This window comes from Paenibacillus sp. FSL P2-0089, assembly GCF_038595095.1.
Classification (GTDB): Bacteria; Bacillota; Bacilli; order Paenibacillales; family Paenibacillaceae; genus Paenibacillus_AQ; species Paenibacillus_AQ silagei.
Map to the genome: position 1 here is coordinate 4162763 of NZ_CP152006.1, position 23171 is coordinate 4185933.

Annotated in this window: 20 protein-coding genes; 1 reads left to right on the plus strand and 19 read right to left on the minus strand. The window is 52.7% G+C overall.

The genetic code is table 11. The annotated features are described in order from the left end of the window. The first annotated feature begins 129 nt into the window (after window positions 1–129). Window positions 130–2106, plus strand: a complete 1977-nt coding sequence (locus NST69_RS17275; protein ID WP_342546513.1) for an AraC family transcriptional regulator — start codon at window positions 130–132, stop codon at window positions 2104–2106. 77 nt (window positions 2107–2183) lie between these two features. Here NST69_RS17275 and NST69_RS17280 read toward each other — a convergent pair whose 3' ends face one another. The 19 genes from NST69_RS17280 to rbfA form a co-directional block, all read right to left on the minus strand. Continuing rightward, a complete protein-coding gene (locus NST69_RS17280; RefSeq protein ID WP_342546515.1) occupies window positions 2184–4856 on the minus strand; it encodes a DNA translocase FtsK in 2673 nt (890 codons plus the stop codon). Between the two features lie 97 nt (window positions 4857–4953). Next, window positions 4954–5169: a YlzJ-like family protein gene (locus tag NST69_RS17285; protein ID WP_036724745.1), complete on the minus strand. Its 216-nt coding sequence runs from the start codon at window positions 5167–5169 to the stop codon at window positions 4954–4956. Next, a complete protein-coding gene (locus tag NST69_RS17290; RefSeq protein ID WP_342546516.1) occupies window positions 5166–5960 on the minus strand; it encodes an ATP-dependent Clp protease proteolytic subunit in 795 nt (264 codons plus the stop codon). Before NST69_RS17290 ends, NST69_RS17285 begins: the two co-directional genes overlap by 4 nt. A 181-nt stretch (window positions 5961–6141) precedes the next feature. After that, a complete protein-coding gene (locus NST69_RS17295; RefSeq protein ID WP_342546519.1) occupies window positions 6142–7164 on the minus strand; it encodes an anti sigma factor C-terminal domain-containing protein in 1023 nt (340 codons plus the stop codon). Continuing rightward, a complete protein-coding gene (locus NST69_RS17300; protein ID WP_342546520.1) occupies window positions 7161–7658 on the minus strand; it encodes an RNA polymerase sigma factor in 498 nt (165 codons plus the stop codon). The genes NST69_RS17295 and NST69_RS17300 overlap by 4 nt, the downstream gene beginning before the upstream one ends. A 153-nt stretch (window positions 7659–7811) precedes the next feature. After that, complete coding sequence (locus tag NST69_RS17305; protein WP_036724742.1) at window positions 7812–9497, minus strand: ribonuclease J; 1686 nt, start codon at window positions 9495–9497, stop codon at window positions 7812–7814. Between the two features lie 624 nt (window positions 9498–10121). Continuing rightward, a complete protein-coding gene (dapA, locus tag NST69_RS17310) occupies window positions 10122–10997 on the minus strand; it encodes a 4-hydroxy-tetrahydrodipicolinate synthase (RefSeq protein WP_036724741.1) in 876 nt (291 codons plus the stop codon). Window positions 10998–11013: 16 nt separating this feature from the next. Beyond that, window positions 11014–12234, minus strand: a complete 1221-nt coding sequence (gene dapG / locus NST69_RS17315) for an aspartate kinase (RefSeq protein WP_036692638.1) — start codon at window positions 12232–12234, stop codon at window positions 11014–11016. A 218-nt stretch (window positions 12235–12452) separates the two neighbouring features. Further along, window positions 12453–13049 carry a dipicolinate synthase subunit B gene (locus NST69_RS17320; protein WP_036724740.1) on the minus strand — a complete coding sequence of 199 codons (597 nt, stop codon included), beginning with the start codon at window positions 13047–13049 and terminating at the stop codon, window positions 12453–12455. Further along, window positions 13050–13946 carry a dipicolinate synthase subunit DpsA gene (gene dpsA / locus NST69_RS17325; protein WP_036724738.1) on the minus strand — a complete coding sequence of 299 codons (897 nt, stop codon included), beginning with the start codon at window positions 13944–13946 and terminating at the stop codon, window positions 13050–13052. Between the two features lie 203 nt (window positions 13947–14149). Beyond that, window positions 14150–14596, minus strand: a complete 447-nt coding sequence (gene dut, locus NST69_RS17330; RefSeq protein WP_209879021.1) for a dUTP diphosphatase — start codon at window positions 14594–14596, stop codon at window positions 14150–14152. After that, window positions 14574–15839 carry a pitrilysin family protein gene (locus tag NST69_RS17335; RefSeq protein WP_036724735.1) on the minus strand — a complete coding sequence of 422 codons (1266 nt, stop codon included), beginning with the start codon at window positions 15837–15839 and terminating at the stop codon, window positions 14574–14576. The genes dut and NST69_RS17335 overlap by 23 nt, the downstream gene beginning before the upstream one ends. A gap of 79 nt (window positions 15840–15918) precedes the next feature. Beyond that, window positions 15919–16905: a polysaccharide deacetylase family protein gene (locus NST69_RS17340; RefSeq protein WP_342546523.1), complete on the minus strand. Its 987-nt coding sequence runs from the start codon at window positions 16903–16905 to the stop codon at window positions 15919–15921. Window positions 16906–17165: 260 nt separating this feature from the next. Continuing rightward, the gene (pnp, locus tag NST69_RS17345) at window positions 17166–19268 is read right to left on the minus strand and encodes a polyribonucleotide nucleotidyltransferase (RefSeq protein WP_342546525.1); all 2103 of its coding nucleotides are present in this window, start codon (window positions 19266–19268) and stop codon (window positions 17166–17168) included. A gap of 224 nt (window positions 19269–19492) precedes the next feature. Further along, window positions 19493–19762: a 30S ribosomal protein S15 gene (gene rpsO, locus NST69_RS17350; RefSeq protein WP_019910460.1), complete on the minus strand. Its 270-nt coding sequence runs from the start codon at window positions 19760–19762 to the stop codon at window positions 19493–19495. A 149-nt stretch (window positions 19763–19911) separates the two neighbouring features. Next, window positions 19912–20859: a bifunctional riboflavin kinase/FAD synthetase gene (locus tag NST69_RS17355; protein WP_342546530.1), complete on the minus strand. Its 948-nt coding sequence runs from the start codon at window positions 20857–20859 to the stop codon at window positions 19912–19914. A gap of 36 nt (window positions 20860–20895) precedes the next feature. Beyond that, a complete protein-coding gene (gene truB / locus NST69_RS17360) occupies window positions 20896–21810 on the minus strand; it encodes a tRNA pseudouridine(55) synthase TruB (protein WP_339249038.1) in 915 nt (304 codons plus the stop codon). After that, a complete protein-coding gene (locus NST69_RS17365) occupies window positions 21807–22784 on the minus strand; it encodes a bifunctional oligoribonuclease/PAP phosphatase NrnA (RefSeq protein ID WP_342546533.1) in 978 nt (325 codons plus the stop codon). The genes truB and NST69_RS17365 overlap by 4 nt, the downstream gene beginning before the upstream one ends. A gap of 26 nt (window positions 22785–22810) precedes the next feature. Next, window positions 22811–23158 carry a 30S ribosome-binding factor RbfA gene (rbfA, locus tag NST69_RS17370; RefSeq protein WP_036692621.1) on the minus strand — a complete coding sequence of 116 codons (348 nt, stop codon included), beginning with the start codon at window positions 23156–23158 and terminating at the stop codon, window positions 22811–22813. Between the last annotated feature and the right edge of the window lie 13 nt (window positions 23159–23171).

The following is a 23171-nucleotide window of genomic DNA, read 5'->3' on the forward strand; positions in this document are numbered from 1 at the left end:
TAAAGTTATTATGACGACTGGCAGGACTTCCTATGCATGACCGCAAATCAAGGAACCGTAAATTCATTGCAACTGAGAACGATTATCAACTATACTTGGGTTATGAAACAACAGGAGTTGAGAAGAAACATGGATTTTAAGGACCATATTGTACTGTGGAACCATGCTGCTGTAGAAGTTATCGATATCCGCAAGGCCTCATTCATTTCTGGACAACCTCCGCTGAAGTATCGCCTTCCGGCTAGTACATACCTGTATATCGTTCGCGGCAGCGCAAGTCTGCTTATAGATGACAGCCGATATGAAATCAGCGGCGCAACTGTCTTTCACGGGGGCAAAGGCACTACGATTAAATTGCTGAAAACACATGAAATTCTGGATTATTACCTTATTATGTACCGTTCAACGTTAACTCTGCCTACGCGCCGCAATCTTACAGCGCTTTTGGAGCGCAGCAAGCCTTTTACAGCGCCATATCATTGCATTCCGGCCCATCCCCTGCCGCTGTATGAGCTTCTAGACCAGATGTATGGGGAGTGGCAGACAGGGCGCGACCTTGAGCATCTGCATGTCAAAGCCCTGTTCTATCAGTGGGTCCATGAGCTGCTTCATCAGATGCAGGGGCAGGAGCTGCACCTGCTTAGAGCAGATGTGCTCGACCAGGCTGTACGCTATATGCATGATTCTTACAGCAGGCCGTTCACCCTGGATACACTAGCCGACACTTTGGGCACCAGCCCGAGGACATTATCGAGGTTATTCCGCATGCGGCTTCAGAGCAGCCCCGCCCAATATCTGGTACAGATTCGCATGGACAAGGCACGTGAGCTATTGCTGGGCACAGAAGCCACACTGCATGATATTGCAGCTGCTGTGGGCTATCCGGATGCGTATTCTTTTGGCAAAATGTTCAAAAAGCACTTCGGAAACTCACCAGTAAGATACAAAAATTCTGTGCAGGCCGCTTCCCCGTGGCGGGATATGATATCTGCGCTGTCTGCAAATGACATTGCCCGTGAAGGCACTCTCGGATATATTGATGATGATAATCATTATCAATATGATCTAAAAGGAGCGTCATCCATGTTCAGAACGTCTAAGCCATCCCTAATGTTAACCTTGTTGTTATGCTTCACCATAGTGTTAAGTGCCTGTTCCTCAGGAAATGCCACTACAACGACGGCGGGCAACGGCAGCAATACGCCAACCTCTTCGCCTGCTGCGACGGCATCCTCTACAACGTCCCCTGACAACACTGCAGCCGAGGCACAGACCCGGACAATCTCTACAATAAAAGGGGATATCGAGGTGCCTGCCAATCCTCAGCGTGTCGTTGTGTTGTACTTGCTGGGCGATGTTCTGGCGCTGGGCATTAAGCCCGTAGGTGTCTCTAGTGTAAATGAAGGTGCTGCCTTCGAGAACGAATTGAAAGATGTACAGAAGTTGGGAAGTTGGTTCGAGGCCAGCCCGGAAGCTGTCTTATCGCTTGATCCCGATCTGATTATCGTTCCTTCCGAGGAAACCTACAATGCATTGCATGATATCGCACCCACCGTATTGGTGCCTTATGAGAAAATGACAACCGCTGAGCGGGTCAGCTTTATTGGACACACTCTTAATAAGGAAGATCAGGCCACCAGCCTATTAAATGATTTCAATGCCAAAGTGGAGAACAGTAAGCTGAAGCTGAAGGAAGCGGGAATTCTAGATTCGACCATTTCCATCATGGAAGGCGGCGGAGAGCGCAGTATGTTAGTGATTATGAGCAAACAATACGGCCGGGGTTCGCAGGTCTTATATGAATATCTTGGCATGAAGGCACCGGAGAAGATTCAGCAAAAAATAGATAGCAAGACCGATGTCGGCGGGGAGTCTGTATCCTTTGAAGTCATTACCGATTACAGCGGAGAGTATATCTTCCGTTCCTCTTATGACGGAATGACTGACCTGACGGGAGACCCGATCTGGAACAGTATTCCGGCAGTCAAGGAAGGCCGGTTAATGAATATCGACTTCGGATTATCGTATTACAATGATATCTACTCCCTAAATGCGCAGCTTGATTACATGGTTGATGCTCTGCTTGCAGCTCCCCGGGTAAAGTAATAGCAGTTCAACCAACCGTTGCATAACTTATCTTTAGCAAAAAAAGAGATGGCCCAAATATTGGGTCATCTCTTTGCCTATGAACTAAGTCTACCATGCTGATACTGCTCCAGCGACATCAGCACCTCACGCGGCTTGCTGCCCTCGTAAGGGCCGATTACGCCTCTGGCCTCCATCGAGTCGATCAAGCGTGCGGCACGGGTGTAACCGACGCGCATACGCCGCTGAAGCAGCGATACAGAGGCCTGCTTGGCTTCCAGGACAATCTGGACGGCCTGTTCATACAATTCGTCCTGCGGCTCCTGATCCTCGCTCATGGTGTCGTCTACCTCAGGCACAAGCGACTCATCGTAATTCGCTTCCCCCTGGCTGCTGACATACTGTACAATTGTCTCTACTTCCTGATCGCTCATGAAAGCGCCCTGGACACGAATCGGCTTGGAAGCCCCCATCGGCAGGAACAGCATATCGCCGCGTCCGAGCAGCTTCTCGGCACCCGGCATATCCAGAATGGTCCGGGAATCCACATTCGAAGAGACGCCGAAGGCGATCCGCGAAGGAATATTCGCCTTGATCAGGCCGGTGATAACGTCAACCGAAGGACGCTGTGTGGCGATAATCAGATGAATTCCCGCCGCCCGCGCCATCTGGGCCAGCCGGCAGATCGCATCCTCTACATCATTGGCCGCAACCATCATCAGATCCGCAAGCTCGTCCACGATGACCACAATATAGGGCAGTACTGCTGCCGGATTATCCTTCATCAAGTTGTTATAGCCTTCCATATTGCGTGTGCCTGATTTGGAGAACAGCTCATACCGCTTCTCCATCTCCACCACAATCTTCTTCAAGGCCAGACTGGCACGCTTGGGGTCTGTCACTACCGGAGCCAGCAAATGCGGAATGCCGTTATATACATTCAGCTCGACCATCTTAGGGTCAACCATAAGGAATTTCACTTCATTCGGCTTAGCCTTATATAGAATGCTGGTAATAATACCGTTGATGCAGACCGATTTACCGGAGCCGGTTGCTCCTGCTACCAGCAGATGGGGCATCTTGGCGAGATTGCCGATAATCGTCTGGCCGGAGATATCCCGCCCGAAGGCAATGGACAGCCGTGAATCCGCCTCCTGGAAAATCTGCGTCTCCATCACTTCACGCATGGTGACGACCGAGACCTCCGAATTCGGCACTTCGATACCTATGGCTGATTTGCCGGGAATCGGCGCTTCCATACGGATATCCTTGGCTGCCAGTGCCAGCGCAATATCATCGGTAAGATTGACAATCCGGCTAACCTTCACGCCGATATCCGGCTGAATCTCATACCGGGTCACCGCTGGTCCACGAACCACTTCCAGCACCTTCGCCCTTACACCGAAGCTCTCCAGTGTAGCCTCCAGCTTGCGTGCCGTTTGCATATAATCATTCTGATCGCCCGCCTTCGCCCCGTTACTCGGCTTAGCCAGCAAACGGAAGGACGGCAGCTTGTACGGCTTGGGCGGAGGTGGAGGCGGTATAATCGGAGCCGCTTCGCCCTCCTCTGCCGTTCCCGGCAGCCCGTCCAGCTCTACAGGCAGTATACCCTCCGCAGATTCCCCTGACGGAACAGAATCTGCTCCCGCTCTCGTAAGCTCAGCAGCACCTGTTCCGGTGACAGCACCACCACGTGCCGCTGGTGAGAATTCGCTCCATTCCTCCCGGTCCTCGGCATTCAGCCCTTCCGAGCGGATATGCTCGAAGAAGTCCCGGATGATCGGCGTTACAGGCTCAAGCTCCTCATCCGGGAAGTCCTCCTCGCCATACTCCTCCAGAGGAACACCTCCCGCTGCTGTCATTCCGGAGATGACCGGACCACCCCGCGGATCAGTAATGATAATATCCGGCAGTTCTTCCTCCAGATCATCCATGACTTCCGGCTGATTCTGGCGGGCAGCCCCGCTGAACCATCCGGTAATTCTGCCCAGCAGCTTCGACTGTCCGCGTCTTGGCAGCTGCTGACCCGATCTGTCGTCCTCTTCAAAGTAATCGTCATCATCCGCAGGTTCCGGCGTTGTAACTCTGCTGGCTCTGGCCGGTTTGCTGTTGACCACTGGAACGGCAGCCGGGCGGTTCGCCGCCCGGAGCTTAATTCCTTCAATCAGCTTGACGGCCCTTACCCGGAGTAAGGTAAACAGCTCTACATAGGAGAGATTGGTAATCAGCATGAAGCTGATGGCCAGCAATACAATCATCAGCAGCTTAGCGCCCAGATTGCCGAACAGCCACAGGAGCGCAGCGTATTCAAGCGCACCGATGTACCCCCCGCTGATGTCCTTGCCCAACATGTACACGCTGCTGTCGCCGGCGCCCGGTGAGAGTGCGCCGGATAGATCATTATGTATTTGAGACAGTACATTGCCCGGATGCAGCATCCCAAGCGGGCCCAGCTTCTGCTGCATCGCCGATATGGTACTCATCAGGCACATGGACAACAGCAGGAGCAGGCCGCCGGTATAGCGGCTGTTCCAGGTGGACGGCCATTTCCTGTGAATCATTACCATCAGACCATAAAAGGTTCCCGCCAGCGGCAGCACAAAATAGAATCTGCCGAGCAAATAACCTGCCATGCTTGAGAGCGAGCGGCCGACAGCCGCTTCCCCCGACAAAGCAATGACGGAAATCGTAATCAGCAGAATTCCGTAGATTTCATATTTTAAAACACTGCCCAGCAGCGCTTTCTTCTTCTTTCTTCTCCGTTTAGCCACGCCAGCCACCCCCGAGTCAACATTATACCATATAATGGCGTGGCGTACCTATGTTCTCTTTTGTCAGAATATGCATCTTTAGGGGGGTTGTTCGTACTTAGCGGTCCAGCTGAACGATTGCACCCGGGGAGAAGGCCGCATCCAGATATTTATCCAGCGGACACTGCAGCAGCCGGACCACCTTCGCCTGACCTCCATCCAGCAGCTCTACCTGCATCAGCATGCCCTGAATAGTCATCTCCTGCACGGGAGAGGCATAACTCAGTGCCCCCTCGAATACCTGCTCCATCGGCAAAATGGTATAAAAGGTCATTGGGGCAGCCCTCCTTGCGGAAGTGTCTCATTTGTCAGAGTGGGGGCAGCAGCAATCATCCGGTTCAAATGGGCGAGTGCGGCACCTATCCCGCCCACTTCATCCATCAGACCATACCTGACGGCATCCTGCCCGCCCACTGCGGTACCGATGTCGCGGTTCAGCTCTCCGGTCTTGAACATCAGATCCTTGAACTGCACTTCCGTGATGCGGGAATGAGAGGTCACGAATTTCACCATCCGCTCCTGCATACGCTCCATGTACTCGAAGGTCTGCGGCACGCCGATCACCAGACCGTTCATCCGGATCGGATGGATTGTCATGGTGGCACTTTCAGCAATAATGGAATACGTGGAGGATACCGCTATAGGTACACCGATGCTGTGACCGCCGCCGATGACAACTGTTACCGTAGGTTTCGACAAGGAAGCGATCATCTCGGCAATGGCCAGTCCAGCCTCTACGTCCCCGCCGACCGTATTGAGAATGATCAACAGCCCTTTAATGGTCTTGCTCTGTTCAGCTGCAACGAGCTGGGGAATGATATGCTCGTATTTCGTGGTCTTGTTATGCGGCGGCAAGACGAAATGCCCTTCAATTTGTCCTATAATCGTCATGCAAAAAATATCCGGCTCCCCTGTCGGCACCGCCGTCTGCCCCAGCTCCTTCAGCACCCCCACAGGTCCCGGCATTCCTGGAGGAACCGGCTCACTTACTGCTGGTTTAATCTCCCCTGGCAGGATCTCTTCGTTACGCCCTCCGCCCGCCTTGCTTGCTTCTGTGATTTCCATCGTACACAGCGCTCCCCTTCTGCCTGCAACACCCGTCCGTGTGCTTCAGGATTCTGATTTCTATTAGTATGACATTCCGGGGGACTCCCTTATGCACTATATAAATTGCACTTGTATTTTTCTGCTGCTAATTCAAGAGGGCAGCCCCTCTCTTTAAAGGGCCGCCCTCTGTATTTCATATTTAGTATTTGTCCACCACCGCACCCAGCACCGCTCCGCGCACGTATGTCTGGTCCTTGAGGCTCTTTAACCCGTCCGCCGTGCCGGTTACAACCACACCCAGTATGCGAAGATCACCAGCCTCCGGCGCAGCCTTGTCTTTTTTCAAATAATTGAAGATACGCTGATACTCACTGTGATACTTGCCCTTCTTGTCCACACCGGTCTGTACTGCGCCGATGAAATCCTCGGGCTTCGCCTGATCCCAGTCCGGCTGGACGCCGAACCCGTAGACTCCGTAATTCGCACTCATCGGGGTTGGATAGTTCATTTTAGCGGGATCATTCTCATTTGGATACGGCTTGAAGTTGAACCCCTCGCGGTCATCATACGTATCGACCCAGTACCAGACCTGTTTTATGCCTGTAGGCAGCAGGCTCTTCGCCTCTTCAAATGAATAGTCCTTATCAAAGGATAAAGCCAGCTCCACCCGCTTGTCTCCGTTCATCTTGTAAAGTTCGGGGAGATCATTGATAATTTTTCCGTTGTAATCGACTCCCGGGATATAGAAGGCCATTTCTCTTTGTCCATTGTCGGAATTGTAATTCCGGTAATACTCGTACCCCTCCTGCTTCATACGCGGTTCTTCTACAGTCAGGTTTGACACGCCGCCGTACGCACCCGTTGTGAAAGGGAACCACCAGGGATTGTAATTGAGCCATCTGGTTTTCCAGGGGATAGGTACGTCATCGACAATCTTGTAGGTATTCATTTCCAGGACGCCTGACAAAAAGCCGCGATTGTCCTTGTAGCCGGAATCGAATTCATTGGGACTGCTGATCCGCATATACTGCTGCTCGCTATAGTGGACATTTAAGGATAGATGACCTACAAGCTGTGCAGCTCCATAGAATACGATCAACAGCGTAAGTATACTGACTCCGAGTGAAATCACGATGCTGCGGATCATGCTCTTCCGTTTGGTTTTTTTCAGGGTGGTCATAATATTCTGGTCTTCTGCTTCTTCTTCCCATGGGGCAGTCATTCGCCCTCACCTCCGTATAATTGTTGAAATTGCTGCCGCGCCCGGTAGAGCGTAGCCTTCACTGTCCCTTCGGAAATGCCGAGCAGGGCGGAGATTTCCTTATAGGACAGCTCCATTTCATATTTCAGCAAAATCAGCTGCTTATTGACCGGATTCAAGCGGTCCAGCACTCCTTCAATCTCTTCCTTGCGCTCCCGGCGCAGCAGCACCGCTTCCGGGAGCTCATGCTCAGGCGCAGGATGAACCTCCACTTCCTCGCTGTATTGAAACTTCTTCTTCCTGCGGCACAGGTCAAAATACCGGTTGATCGCAACCTTGTACAACCAGGCGCTGAATTTGCGCTCATCGATCGCTTCCAGATACAGCAGCGCCTTGTACACAGTGTCCTGCACAATATCCTCTGCATCTGAGGCCCCGGCGCCGAGGCGGATCAAGTAGCGGCGGATCTCCGCCAGTTTGGGTTGGAGCACCTTCTCCAAGTCTCTTGGCTCCATGCTGCACCTCCTTGCCTGTATAACGGTCAGGTTACCCAAATGTTGTTTTGTGCAGTGAAAAAAACATTAAAAAGCCCCCTTCCCCAGGAAACCGTCCAATATTTCCGGGAAAAGAGGCTATTGCCAAAGCTATATTGTTAAGAAATGCTTCTCTTATACTTCCATAATAATCGGCAGGATCATCGGTCTGCGGCGTGTCTGCTCATAGAGGAAACGGCCGAGGGAGTCTTTGACACTGGTCTTCAGGGAAGCCCATTCATTGACCTTCTCACTCATCAGACGCTGCAGCGTACCCGCAACAATCCGGTTTGCTTCGTCCAGGAGACCTTCCGATTCCCGTACATATACGAATCCGCGTGAGATGATGTCAGGACCGGAGACAATCGCTCCGTTCTGCTTGCTGAGGGTAACCACAACCACCAGAATACCATCCTGCGACAACAGCTTACGGTCACGCAATACAATGTTACCCACATCGCCGACACCCAGCCCGTCGATCAGTACGTTACCGGCAGTTACCTTACCCGCTCTGCGTGCAGCTCCACCGGAGATCTCAATCACTTCACCCAGCTCGGTGATGAAGATATTGCTTGGCTCTACGCCAACAGACTCCGCCAGAAGTGCATGCTTGCGCTGCATCCGGTATTCACCGTGGATCGGCATGAAGTATTTCGGCTTCATCAGGTTGAGCATCAGCTTCAGCTCTTCCTGGCTGCCGTGACCGGATACGTGAACGCCGGAGTTGGAGCCGCTGTAGATAACATTGGCACCCAGACGGAACAATTCATCAATGGTACGGCCTACATATTTCTCATTACCCGGTACCGGTGTAGCCGCAATAATAACGGTGTCGCCCGGCATAATGTCTACCTTGCGGTGGCTGGAACGCGCCATGCGTGTCAGCGCCGACATTGGCTCGCCTTGGCTGCCTGTGCACAGTACTACCACACGGTTGCCTGCCATTCTGTTCATCTCTTCAGGCTCAATGAGCATGCCGTCAGGGATATGCAGATAGCCAAGCTCGGAAGCAATGGATACTACGTTAACCATGCTTCGTCCAATAACGGTTATCTTACGTCCGGTTGCTTCAGAAGCGTTCACTACCTGCTGAATACGATGCACGTTGGAAGCGAAGGTCGCTACTACCACACGTTGTTCAGCTTTGCGGAAAATATCTTCCAGCACGATGCCGACATTCTTCTCCGAAGGCGTGAAGCCCGGCTTCTCGGCATTGGTGCTGTCAGACAGCAGGGCCAGAACGCCCTTCGATCCGATTTCAGCCATGCGGTGCAGATTGGCAAATTGACCGTTGACTGGCGTGTGGTCGAATTTGAAGTCACCGGTATGGACAACGTTGCCCTCAGGTGTCTCAATGCATACCCCGACAGAATCCGGAATACTGTGATTCGTTCTGAAGAAGGTTACCTTAAGCGATGTGCCCAGTTCAACCTCGGAATCCTCGTTAATCAGAATCCGCTTAGTTTCACCCAGCAGGTTCGCTTCCTTGAGCTTGTTCTCCACAAGACCCAGGGTAAGTCTTGTTCCGTATACCGGAACATTCAGGTTCTTAAGCACATAAGACAAGCCGCCAATGTGATCCTCATGGCCGTGCGTAAGAACAATCCCTCTTACCTTATCACGGTTCTCGGTGAGGTAGGAGATATCCGGTATTACGATATCAATACCCAGCATATCTTCTTCAGGGAATTTCAGACCGGCGTCTACGACTACAATGTCGTTGCCATACTGAACTACGTACATGTTCTTACCAATTTCACCGACTCCGCCAAGTGCGAATATCGTCAGTTTGTCGTTGTTGTTATTGTTTTTTTTGGACAAATGAATCTAACCCTCCTATGATGTTGGACGTCATACTTTTTATTTGTTAACAATGAGCTTCAATATTTCAGCGGCGCTGTAATATACATCAAATTGCTGTTAACTCCTTATTTCGACAAGGAATTCCCGGTAAGTCTGTATACTTGCACAGGTCTAAACTCCCGAATCCGGGCAGTAATATCCTCTTGAAGCGGGCAAATGCCCTCAAAATTCCACCACCGCGCCCCTCGCGCGTAAATCCGGCATATTTAGCACAGACTTATTCAAGGACCTATCCTGTCTTACAATGCAACAAATCCGCATTGCCGGAAGATTACCGCATATTCAATTAACCGCACCAAGTCACTTAAGTTCATTATACATGATTTTTTTGGCAAAAGACAAGTCACCCTGTACCTGGTCCTATTCTTTCCTTAACAAACAGCCAATATTTAAGGAAAAGACAAGCAAAAAACGCTGCAATGCCTGACTTTTTTAACATAGAGTTAATCCTGGAGAAATAATTACCATATGCGATTTGCGGCAGCCAGAAGTCCGTAACGTAAAAAATCGGCCGCTCCATAAGAGCGGCCGGTTGCCGTTGTACCTATCTTCGCCTATCCACTTATCCATGCCTGGACTAACTTATCTGAGCAGGGCAGCAATGAAGGCCGCCTCTTCTTCCGTCGGTGAAACCAGCGGCAGGCGGACCGAGCCGACATCCATCCCGCGCAGCCCGAGCGCATACTTCACGGCCGAGGGGTTCGGCAGCGGCTGCGGACACTCGAACAGTCCCTTGAAGACCGGAAACAGCTGCCGGTGAAGCTCGCCTGCACGGCGGACATTCCCGGAGGTGAAGGCCTCGATCATCTCTGACATCTGTGCTCCGACAACATGGCTGGCCACACTGATAATACCGTGTCCTCCCACTGCAAGCGTCGCGAGACCGGCGGAATCATCTCCGGTGTAGACATGGAAGTCTTCAGGACAAGCTGAGGCAATCCATGTAATCTGGTCTACCGAAGCACATTCCTTCGTAGCCACAATATTAGGAATCTCCGCCAGACGCAGGGTGGTAGCTACACTCATGCTTACTGTCGTTCGTCCTGGCACATTGTACAAGATGCATGGCAGTGAAGTCGCAGCAGCAATGGCAGAGAAATGCTGGTAGAGCCCTTCCTGATTCGGTTTATTGTAATAAGGGACGACCAGAAGCACACCGTCCACGCCGATTTTCTCGGCTTCCTTAGTAAGCTCGGTGGAATGTCTGGTGCTGTTGCTGCCGGTGCCGGCAATAATTTTACAACGTCCGGCTGCCTGCTGCTTCACGAAGGAGAACAGCTTCAGCTTCTCCTTATCGGTTAGGGTCGGCGATTCGCCGGTGGTTCCGCAGACTACGAGCGCAGCGGACTTTTGTTCCTCGATCAGGTAATCGACCAGCCTTGAAGTTGCTTCCCAGTTGATTTCACCTTCCCCGTCAAACGGGGTAACCATTGCCGTGATCAGTCTTCCGAAATCCACTTTGAATTCCTCCTTGTCAGCGGTGCAATTCAAACTTGGCATGCAGGGCGCGAACCGACTGCACCATATCTTCTTTTTTCACGAGAACCCAGATCGTTGTGTTGGAATCAGCAGACTGCAGAATCTGGATGTTCTGCGAGCTGAGCGCCTCGACGATATGCGCCATAATTCCCGGAACACCGTTGATGCCCCCGCCGATGACGGAGACCTTGGCACAGCCGGACAAGCTCTTGGGACGCAGGCCCAGCTCCTGCAGCGCAGCAATCGCCTGCTCCGATTTGTCATCGAACACGGTATATACGGCCTCGGTCGGTGTCACATTGATGAAGTCCACGCTGATTCCGTTATCGGCCATGCTTTTGAAGATCTGCAGCTGCACCCCGGTTCCATTGCCCTCCGGACATTCCACCGAGATCTGCGTAATATTGCTGACATAGGCAACCCCTGTGACGAACCGGTCCACCACTCCATGGGATACATCACTGAAGCCCTCGGGATGGGTCACAAGCGTCCCTTCCGCTTCGGAGAAGGTCGAGCGTACACGCACCGGAATCTGCGCCTGCATGGCAATCTCCACAGCCCGTGGATGAATGACCTTGGCTCCCTGATACGCCATGTTACAAATCTCGGTATAGCTGACATAAGTAAGCTGTCTTGCATCTTCAACAATCCGCGGATCAGCAGTGAGTATTCCGTCCACATCCGTATAGATGTCTACCATATCCGCACGCAGCGCAGCCCCAAGGGCTGTAGCTGAGGTGTCGCTTCCTCCGCGGCCCAGCGTGGTGAAATCACCCGCTTCAGTCTGACCCTGGAAACCGGTTACTATTACTACTTTATGCTCACGCAGTTCCCGTAGAATGCGTTCTGTTCGCACGTCCAGGATTCTGGCATTGCCATAGCTGTTGTCGGTCAGGAATCCGGCTTGCGCTCCTGTCAGCACCGTCGACCGGATACCCTCCTGCTCCAGCAGACCGCACAGATTGGCCGCCGAGATGATCTCCCCGCAGCACATCAGCAAATCCCGTTCCCGGTCCGGCAGTGAATTCCCGCTCTGAACCGCCAGATCAAGCAGTGTATCGGTAGCATAGGGCTCCCCCTTGCGGCCCATAGCCGAGACTACGACCACCAGGCTGAATCCGCTGGCCAGCTCCCGTTTGACATGACGGATTACGTGTTCTCTGGCCACTGGTGTGGAGAGTGAGGTTCCGCCGAATTTTTGCACCAAAATACCCATGTATAATTCCTCCATTGCTTCTCTCAGCAGACTTACTGAACCCTACGTGAAATAAATCACCCCGCGAGGCAGAAGTGTTCGTAGCCGCGATAACCTGACTCTTATTATAGCGTAAAATTGTTCGTGCCGCCCCCGGGATGAGGACGGCAGAAATGAAGCTTATGGGTCCGTCAGCTAAAATCCGCTCTTCCGGGCCAATCTTGTACTGATTATATAAGCTATGCAGAATGAAATCGTTGTACTAACATAGGCTGTAACTGGTGACCCTGCAGGGCGGCGTAACAGGCTTCGGGAATGAGATCCATCTGCGCCACCAGCGAATTCGGCTTCCCCTCGGGATTATCCTGTCCGAACGGGACGAAATAAATATGTTTGGCTACCAGGAGCTTCGCAATATTCGCAGCGTTAAGCCCAAGTCCGTCATTCGTCGAGATCGCCAGCACCAGCGGACGCCCGTTGCGCATCTGCGATTTGGCTGCCATCAGCACCGGACTGTCCGTCATCGCGTTCGCCAGCTTGCTTGTTGTGTTCCCTGTGCAGGGAGCAATCGTCAGCACATCCAGCAGCTTGGAAGGACCCAGCGGCTCCGCTTCAACAATTGTAGAAATGATATCATTCCCTGTTATATCTTTCAACTGTTTTAACCAATTTTCCGAGGTTCCAAAGCGGGTATCCGTGTTCAGTACCGAAGCAGACACAATCGGCACCACATTCGCTCCTGAGTCCATGAACCGCTGAATCTGCGGCATCACCTCAGCGAAGGTACAGTGTGAGCCGGTAATGGCATAACCTACTGTTTTTCCGTGCCAATCCATTCATTCATCCCCCCTGATTAAAGTCTCGTCCGATATCGACTGTACCAGCGCACCTGCCATAATGATTCCGGCGCTCTTGGGGGCAACAATCCCGGGCAGGCCCGGTGCCAGCATCGCCTTGATCCCGCGCTTCTCGGCATAACGGAAGTCGCATCCGCCCGGTGCGGACGCCAAATCGATGATCACGCAGTGCGGCTGAAGCCGGGACAGGACCTGTGCGTTGATAATCATAGCGGGTATGGTGTTGAAGATCAGATCCGCCTCAGGCGCATGCAGCAGCAAATCCTCTGTCATAAAAGGCTTCCAGCCCATTTCCTCCGCCCTTGCAAAGTGCTCCTGCTTCCTGACGCCTACTTTGACCGTTGCCCCCATTCCCTGGAGGGTTCTAGCCATGGTGAAGCCGGTCCGGCCCATCCCCAGCACCATCGATGTGGAGCCGTGTATGGTAAAGTCCGTGTTCTGTACGGCCATCACCAAAGCTCCCTCCGCTGTCGGAATAGAGTTGTAGATCGCCACATCATCCCTGTTCAGCAGTTCCACCAGCTTCAGCGAATGTCCGGCACACAGGCCGCGCAAATAGCTTTTAGCCATGCCGGTGTATACCAATGCCCGGGACGGCAGTGCCGCGATGTGCTCCTCCCGCAGCTGGAGGCGTTCCGAAGAATACAGCGCATTAATGTAACCCTCATCATCGCAGCCGACCGCCGGCAGCACCAGCACATCCGCTTCACCTAGCAGCTCGGGCGACAACAGTTCCAGGCTTACCCCCGGGCATGGGGCATCCCATGTATCGAATCCGGCAACGCTTACGGCCGCATCCAATTCCACACATTTCCGAATCACTTCAATTTGTCTCGCGTCCCCGCCCAGGAACACGATCCTGATGCCAGTAAGCATAGGGATGACGCTCCTTTCCACAACCACATTCGACTATAGAGCATCTTATGCCGGAAGCCGCCGATGGGTGAAGAGCGGAGAGGAATTCTAATTACCAACAATACCTATGCACTTAACTAAACTAATAAATAAAAAAAGCTTGCGGCTGCACCCGAGGGTACAATTTCCGCAAGCTTATTAGTACAGCTATGAGTTAAGGACGCTTATTTGCCAGTATGCCCGAAGCCGCCGGCTCCGCGAACCGTGTCAGACAGCTCATCCACTTCCACCAGAGTCACTTCAGGCACAGCCTGGAATACCATCTGGGCGATCCGCTCGTTACGGGCAATCGCAAACGGCTCCTGTCCCAGATTGATCAGCAACACCTTAATTTCGCCCCGGTAATCCGCATCGATGGTGCCCGGTGTGTTCAGGCAGGTGATGCCATGCTTGAGGGCAAGCCCGCTGCGCGGACGGATCTGCGCCTCCAGCCCGCCTGGCATCGCCAGGGATATACCGGTGGGGATCAGCGTCCGCTCGCCCGGAGCAAGCACCACAGGCTCTCCTACAGCGGCATACAGGTCATATCCCGAGGCCTGCTCGGACATTTTGCAGGGTAGCAGCACATCCTCATTCCCCGGTAGTTTGTTAATTTGAACGTAATGAGGCAAGATCATCTCTCCTAACATTGGCTATCGCTTTATCAGTGGAGCCCACCATCGCCAGGGACAACGGCTGTGCGAACATAAAGTCCAGCAGAGCATTGATATCATCCATGGTTACAGCTCCGATTTTAGCTATCATTTCATCCAGCGTATCCTGACGGCCGAGCATCAGCTCATTTTTGCCCATCCGGTTCATCCGGCTGCCAGTGCTCTCCAGACTGAGAATCAGGCTGCCCTTGAGCTGCTCCTTGCCTTTACGCAGTTCGTCCTCGCTCAGACCGTTCACGGCCAGATCACGCAGCATCTCTTTGATCAGCTCTGTTACTTCCTTGGTCTGCTTCGGCGCTGTCCCGGCATACACCGTGAACAAGCCGCTGTCAGCCTGGGCACTGTGGTACGAGAAGACGGAATAGGCCAGACCGCGCTTCTCGCGGATCTCCTGGAACAGCCGCGAGCTCATGCCGCCGCCGAACGCATTGTTGAGGAGTGCCATCGGATATTGCAGCGGCCCGCCGCTGCGGACGCCCGGCAAGGAGATGCAGATGTGATTCTGCTCGGTCTTCTTTTTGTGGAACACCAGCTCCCCCTGATATGCAGGCTCAGTCAGCACCGGCGCTTCACCATGATTCGTGAAGGAACCGAAATGCTGCTCCAGCAGCGGAATCAGACCGTCGTTAATATTACCGGCTACGCTGATCACTGTATTCTCGATGGTGTACTGCTCCTTCATGTAAGCACGCAGATCATCCGGCGTCATCTCCAGCAGGCGTTCCTTCAGCCCGAGAATCGTATAGGCCAGCGGGTGCTCACCGTAAGCGGCAGCACACATCAGCTCATGGACAAGATCATCCGGCGTGTCCTCGCACATGGCGATTTCCTCCAGGATTACATTCTTCTCCTTGGCCAGCTCCTCGGCATCCATTCGTGAGCGGAAGAACATATCTGCCAGCACATCCACGGCAATCGGCAGATGCTCATCCAGCACCTTCGCATAAAAGCATGTATATTCCTTCGAGGTAAACGCATTGACGTTCCCGCCAATGGCATCGAACTGTTCGGCAATATCCTTGGCGCTATAGCGGTCAGTCCCCTTAAAGAGCATATGCTCGATGAAATGGGAAATCCCATTGTTCAGCGGGTTCTCATTGCGGGAGCCCGTCTTGACCCAGATTCCGAAAGATACGGACCGGCCGGTCGGGATCTTCTCGGTCACCACCCGGAGTCCGTTCGATAATAATATTTTGTCCAATGTGTAATCCTCCTGGCACAGCCCCTGGTTCTGTCTGTATTTGTTATTCGCGCCTCTTATCCTATCAGAAATAGGACGTTCACTCAACTTCCGCAGTCATGATACGCTCAGCGGAGAGTGTCTGACTGACAGTTCCCAGCTGCAGGCCCTTGGCTCTAATTCCCCGGATCATCCCTCTCAGCGCTTGCGAGGAGGATGCCGTCGGATGCATCAGAATCAGGGTTCCCGGCTCTACCCGGCTGCTGATCTTGGCAACAACCGATTCGGGGGACGGATTGCGCCAATCGACCGTATCCAGCGTCCACAGCACCGTCTTCAGTCCCAGTGAGGCGGCGATCTCCACGGTCTGCTGGTTAAAGTCGCCTGACGGCGGAGCAAACCACTTGTTCGTCACACCCAGGCTTTCCTTCAGCAGCTTCTGCGTCTTCTCAATCTCGGCAGTAGCACGTGTCCGGCTTAGACTACTCATCTTAGGATGCGTATACGCATGGTTCTCCACCTCATGCCCGCGCTTCAGCATCTCTGCTGCAAGCTCCTTGTTGCGGCTTAACCAGCTTCCGTCCAGAAAAAAGGTAACCTTCACCTTCTCTGCATCCAGAATGTCCAGCATCGGACGGATATACTCATTCCCCCAGGCCACATTAATCATCAGCGAGGCCATCGGCTTCGCCGGATTCCCCCGGTAAATCGGCTGCGCTCCCAGATCATCCAGTGATACCTTAGGCTTAATCTGGCGGTACAATAGCTTAAGGCCTGCTTCGGGTCCCCGTAAAAGCGCGCTCCGGTAGGTTGCCTCTACATCGACCTCCAGCCCGTTATACCCTGGTATGGCTTTCCATACCCGGTCCACAACAGCATTCACCGGCTGCGCATTCAGCGCCTCGGCACGGCGGGTAATCTGCGCGCGCAGATCATCCTCCGCCTGATTCATTGCATAGCTCATCACGGTGGCCTCCGCCTGAGGCTTAAGCCCGGCAATCATCTCTTTCACGGGTCCATTCGTGCTGCCAATTCCAATGACTACTGCGATGCAAGCCAGCACTAGCGCCGCCTTGTCCGTCTTCATGACGTTATACCTCCCCGGCACAAACGGTCTGTTCCGTCTCCGCACCAGGGTCAAGCCGTGCGGGGACGCTTTGTCCCAGCCTATGTATGAAGGGTGCAAATTATGCATACTCGTCAATGCCGCCTCAAGTGGGTATGGTATAACCGTCAGTCAGGACGGTACTGCTGCATATACTTTTCCAAAAAAAAGAGCCAGAACTGTACTGCTTCTGTCTCTTCTTACTCTATAGTCAGGATAGCGGTGAAGCGGCAGCGTAATGCTTACGCCTTCGCTCCGCTCTCTGAAGTCAGCACCGCTTTGCGTGACAGGTTAACGCGTCCTTGCTGGTCGATCTCCGTTACCTTCACGGTAATCGTGTCGCCAATCGCCACAACATCTTCCACTTTCGCCACACGTTCAGTGGACAGCTGGGAAATATGCACAAGTCCGTCTTTGCCAGGGATCAATTCAACAAATGCGCCGAATTTCTCAATGCGTCTAACCGTACCCACATAAATCTCACCAACCACTACTTCCTTCACAATTCCTTCGATGATGCCGCGGGCCTTCTGGATCATAGCTTCGTCAGAAGAACCGATAAATACGCGGCCATCCTGTTCGATGTCGATCTTCACGCCGGTTTCTTCAATGATCTTGTTGATGATTTTACCGCCGGCACCGATCACATCACGGATCTTGTCCGGATTGATATTGATGATAATGATCTTCGGAGCATATTTAGACAGGCTCGATCTTGGAGCAGCAATCGCTTCATTCATTTTACCCAAAATGAACATACGGCCTTCTCTGGCTTGCTCAAGCGCTTCATGCAGAATTTTGCGGTCGATGCCGTCGATTTTGATATCCATCTGAATCGCCGTTACGCCTTCTGCTGTACCTGCTACCTTGAAGTCCATATCGCCGAGGTGATCTTCCATGCCTTGAATATCGGTCAGGATGGACACATGCTCCCCGTCCTTGATCAGACCCATCGCTACACCGGCTACAGGCGCCTTGATAGGTACCCCTGCATCCATCATCGCCAGAATACTGGCACAGATACTTGCCTGGGAGGTGGAGCCATTGGATTCAATCGCTTCGGATACCAGACGGATGGTGTACGGGAATTCAGTCTCACTTGGAATCACCTTGGACAATGCGCGTTCACCGAGTGCCCCGTGGCCGATCTCGCGGCGTCCCGGTGCTCTTAGCGGACGGGCTTCCCCAACGCTGAACGGAGGGAAGTTGTAATGGTGCATGAAGCGCTTGGTTTCAGCCGGATCAATACCATCCAGAATCTGCACATCGCCCAGTGCACCCAGTGTACATACGCTGAGGATCTGTGTCTGGCCGCGTGTGAACAGACCGGAACCGTGCGTACGCGGCAGCAGCGCTGTATCACATTCGATCGGACGGATCTCGTCCAGCTTACGTCCATCCGGACGAACCTTGTCATGTGTAATCAGACGTCTTACTTCATCCTTCACGATATCGTGCAGGGCTTCCTTAACATCCTTAAGAAGCTCTGGGGTTTCTATGTATTTCTCTGCGAAATACGCCACCGCTTCATTGTTCACCAGATCAATAGCATCCTGACGGGCATGCTTCTCGGCAATTCTTACGGCTTCCACCAGACGACTCTCTGCAAAAGCACGAACCTCTGTATTCACATCCGCATTAACCGCATGCAGCTTCACAGCCATCTTCTCTTTACCGGCAACGGCTACGAGCTGTTCAATCACAGCCACAATCTTGCGGACCTCGTCATGTCCAAACATGATCGCTTCAAGCATCACTTCTTCAGTCACTTCATTGGCTTCAGCTTCCACCATCATGATGGCATCCTTCGTACCGGCCACAACCACATAAATATCGCTGATTGCCTGCTGGGCTTGATCAGGGTTGATGATGAATTCTCCGTTAATCCGGCCGACAGCCACGCCGCCGATTGGTCCGTTGAACGGCACATCGGAAATACTGAGCGCAGCGGAAGTACCGATCATGGCAGCAATATCAGGCGCACAGTCCTGATCCACGCTCATTACCAGGTTCAAGACTTGAACGTCATTGCGGAATCCTTCCGGGAACAATGGACGAATGGGACGGTCTGTCAGACGGCTGGACAGAATCGCTTTCTCGCTCGGACGTCCTTCACGTTTGATGAATCCGCCAGGGATTTTGCCTACTGCATATAATCTTTCCTCATAATTCACTGTAAGCGGGAAGAAATCCAGATCTTTAGGCTCACTGGATGCTGTAACCGTACACAATACTGAAGTATCTCCGTAACGCACCATCACGGCTGCGTTCGCTTGTTTGGCCAGACGGCCTGTTTCCAGCACAAGGCGTCTTCCGCCCAGCTGCATTTCCACACGTTGTTCCATAAAACCCCTCCTTGAATGGTAATAATACGTTCTTGTATGTTCTACAAGCAAAAACGGCTTGTCCTCCGCAGAAGTGCTATAGCCGTTTTTGCGAATGCTATCAACTTGTCAACTGTAAAAGTTTACCCTAAATTTTCAAAAAGCAACCCGGCTGTCCCGCTGTCGCTCGTAAGAAGGACATACGGTATACAACCAGGCTGCTTTTGGGCTTAACTTATGGAAAATTAACGACGCAATCCCAGTTTTTCGATCAGGGCGCTGTAACGTCTGATGTCTTTGTTCTTCAAATACGCCAGCAGTTTACGACGTTGTCCAACCATCTTCAGCAGTCCGCGGCGGGAATGATGATCCTTCTTGTGCGTACGCAAGTGGTCAGTCAAATTAACGATGTTCTCCGTAAGGATAGCAACTTGCACCTCAGGGGATCCAGTATCGGATTCATGAGTTTTGTGCTCGTCGATCAATTGGTGTTTACGTTCTTGAGTCAATGCCATCCTGTTCACCTCCTTCATTATAATCGCCAGTAGCCTCGTCACCGTCGGTGAGAACAAGTAACCAAGCTAAGGTTCACATGCTGTCATTCCAGCAACGTTAATCAGTATAGCACCTTCACAGGCAAAAGTAAACGGCTTGTCCGGAAAGATTAGGAATGATATCCCAGCATCCCTTTGGCCGTCTCAGCATCTGCGCCGATCTGTGCAATTAAGGCCTGGATAGACTCAAATTTGCGCTCTGAGCGGATATAGGAGACCAGCTCCACCTTAAGCTCCTGCCCATAGATATCTGAGGCAAAATCAAACAGGTGAACCTCAAAGCTCGGAGTGGTCACGCCTTCGTGAAATGTTGGCTTCACGCCGACATTCATCACCCCGTACAAGACCTCATCCCGGTAAAAGACCTTGACGGCGTATACGCCCTTGGCCGGAATCACATAGCGGTCTTCGAGCTGCAGGTTCGCGGTCGGAAAGCCGATGGTCCGGCCCCGCTTCTCCCCGTGACCGACGATACCGCGCAGGTGATAACAACGTCCAAACCAGGCATTGGCCTTATCCAGTTCCCCGCTCAGCAAGCTCTTGCGGATACCCGAGCTGCTGACCTTCTCTCCTTCAAGCAGGAACGGGGCGACCGTCTCTACCTTCATCGCACCCTGTCCCAGCTCCGAAAGCGTGTCCGCATCTCCCCCGCCCATGTAGCCGAAGCGGAAGTCGAACCCTACAACTGCAGTTATAATCTGCAGCGGAAGCAGCATTACAGAGACAAAATCCGCCGGACTCACCCGGGAGAGCTCTTCATTAAATTCAATGATATATAAAAGCTCAACACCCATCCCGGCAAGCAGCTCCTGCTTATCCTTAGAAGGGGTCAAATATCCCTCATAATCCCCCTTGCCCATAACATCCTTGGGATGGGGGTAGAAGGTCATCACCGCAGCGGGTACACCTGCCTCGCGGGCAAGAGCAACAGCTGATGTGATGACACTGGCATGCCCGAGGTGCAGTCCATCGAACTGTCCCAGAGCAACTACTTGAGGCTGCGCGTACTGTGCTGCCGCCTCAGGCAGCATCGGATAGCTTAACGTTACGGTTCTCACGCTGTTTCTCACCTACATTCGCAAATAAATTAAAGTTTAGACTTGGGCAAACACCTTGACAGGTGCAATAGCTCCGGTAGCCTCCAAAGCATAAATACCGAGGAACTCCCCTTGCTGATCATAGAGACGGAAATCTCCGGCCTGCTTCACTTCCGGCATTACAAAACGGGACGACAGACGCTGCCCCTGCAGGGCTGATTTCTTCTTCTCTGCCGCAACGGTATGTCTGGGCAAATGTGAAATCGCCTCGTCGGCAGCAATCAGATGCTCATCCAGTGTACCGCCTTCCTTGTGTTCGGCAATTTGCTCCAGAGTCAGGCAATGACTGGCCGAGATCCCGGCCGACATCGTCCGCTCCAGCTTCACCATCACACCGGGAAGACCAAGCTTACGTCCGATATCTACACAGAGGGTGCGGATATAGGTTCCCTTGGAGCATAACGCCCGGAAAGTGATCTCCGGATAATTGCCGTTCCAGACCATTTCCTGCATCTCAATCTCATAAATCTCCACTTCACGGCTCTTGCGCTCTACGGTCTTGCCTTCCCGGGCCAGCTCGTACAGACGCTTGCCGTCCACCTTCACTGCGGAATACATCGGCGGTACCTGTGAGATCACGCCCTGAAAGGAGTTCAGCACAGCCAGCACTTCGGCTTCTGTGATATGAACCTCCTCCACAGATTCCGTAATCGTGCCGGTCAGGTCCTCTGTATCGCTGGCCATTCCCAGCCGCAGTGTGGCAACATATTCCTTGGGCAGCTCCTGGATATACTCAACTACTCTAGTAGCCCGTCCCAGACAGAGCGGCAATACACCAGTTACCTGAGGATCAAGTGTCCCGGTATGTCCAATCCGCTTCATGCCCAGAATGCGCCGTGCCTTGGCCACAACATCATGTGAAGTGAACCCTGCCGGCTTATATACAGCCAGAACTCCTGTAAGCTCACTCATAAGTGACGTTTGACCTCCTCAAGCACCTGTGCCACAGCTTCTTCCAGACTTCCATTAAGACGCGCGCCCGCTGCCCGGGTGTGTCCGCCGCCGCCGAAGGCTTGCGCAAGTAACGCCACATCCACCTTACCTGCTGAACGCAGGCTGGCCTTCACCGCATGGTCATCAATGACCTTGAACAGAATGCCTACCTCTACCCCGCGGATATTACGGGGATAGTTGACAATCCCTTCAAGATCCTCATTGGCCGCTCCACAGTCCAGCATATCCTGAGGTGTAACATACACCCAGGCTATATCTCCTTCAGGACTAAGCTGTAATGTGCTAAGTGCGCGGTTGAGCACCTTAACCTGGGGAAGCGTCATCTCTTCCAGCAGGGTCTCTGCCAGGTCCGGTCCATTCACACCCAGTGCCAGCAGCTCGGATACCGCCGCCATCACTTTAGGAGAAGTATTGCTGTAACGGAAACCGCCGGTATCCGTCAACAGCCCGGTATAAATGGCTGTGGCAATATCAATATCCCACTCCAGTTCAAAGGTCTTCAGCAGATCGAACAGAATCTCTGCTGTCGCTGCCGCATCCGGCTTGATGAGATTCACCGCGCCGTAGCCGTTGTTCGTTGGATGATGGTCTATATTCAAGATTAGGGCATCATTGGTGAAATGTTGCTGGGTCAGCCCTACACGCTGGAAATCCGCACAGTCAACACATATCACATGGCCGAACTGGCGGGGCAAAGAACCTTCAGACAGATTGACAATCTGATCGGCATGCCATAAGTATTCCATCCGCTGCGGAATCTGGCCTTCATTCAGCATCAGATATTTTTTGCCCAGACATGAGAGAAGCCAGCCCACCGCGAGGGTGGAGCTGACTGCATCTCCGTCCGGCTGAACATGCGACACTACAAGATAATCGTCGTGTTCCAGCAGAAACTTACGCGTCTGCTGGAGACTTTGTTCATAGCTCTGCATTCGCCGTCTCCTTTATGTTCCGTAGCCTATTCGTTTTTGCCGATTTCGCCGAGCAGCTTCTCAATATGACTTCCGTAAGCAACGGATTCGTCAATCTTGAAGATCAGCTCAGGCGTATGGCGCAGGCGGATCGCTTTGCCAAGCTCCGAGCGGAGAAAGCCATTAGCTTTCTCAATCGCTCTAAGCGAGTCTGACTTCTGCTCCTCGTCCCCGAATACGCTCAGGTATACCTTGGCCTGTGACAGATCGTTCGTCACATCTACGCCAGTTACAGTTACGAACCCGACACGTGGGTCCTTCAGTCCGCTCTGGATGAGCTGGCTCAGCTCTTTCTTAATCTGCTCGCCAACCCGTCCCGCTCTGATTTTAGACATCTTATTTCACCTC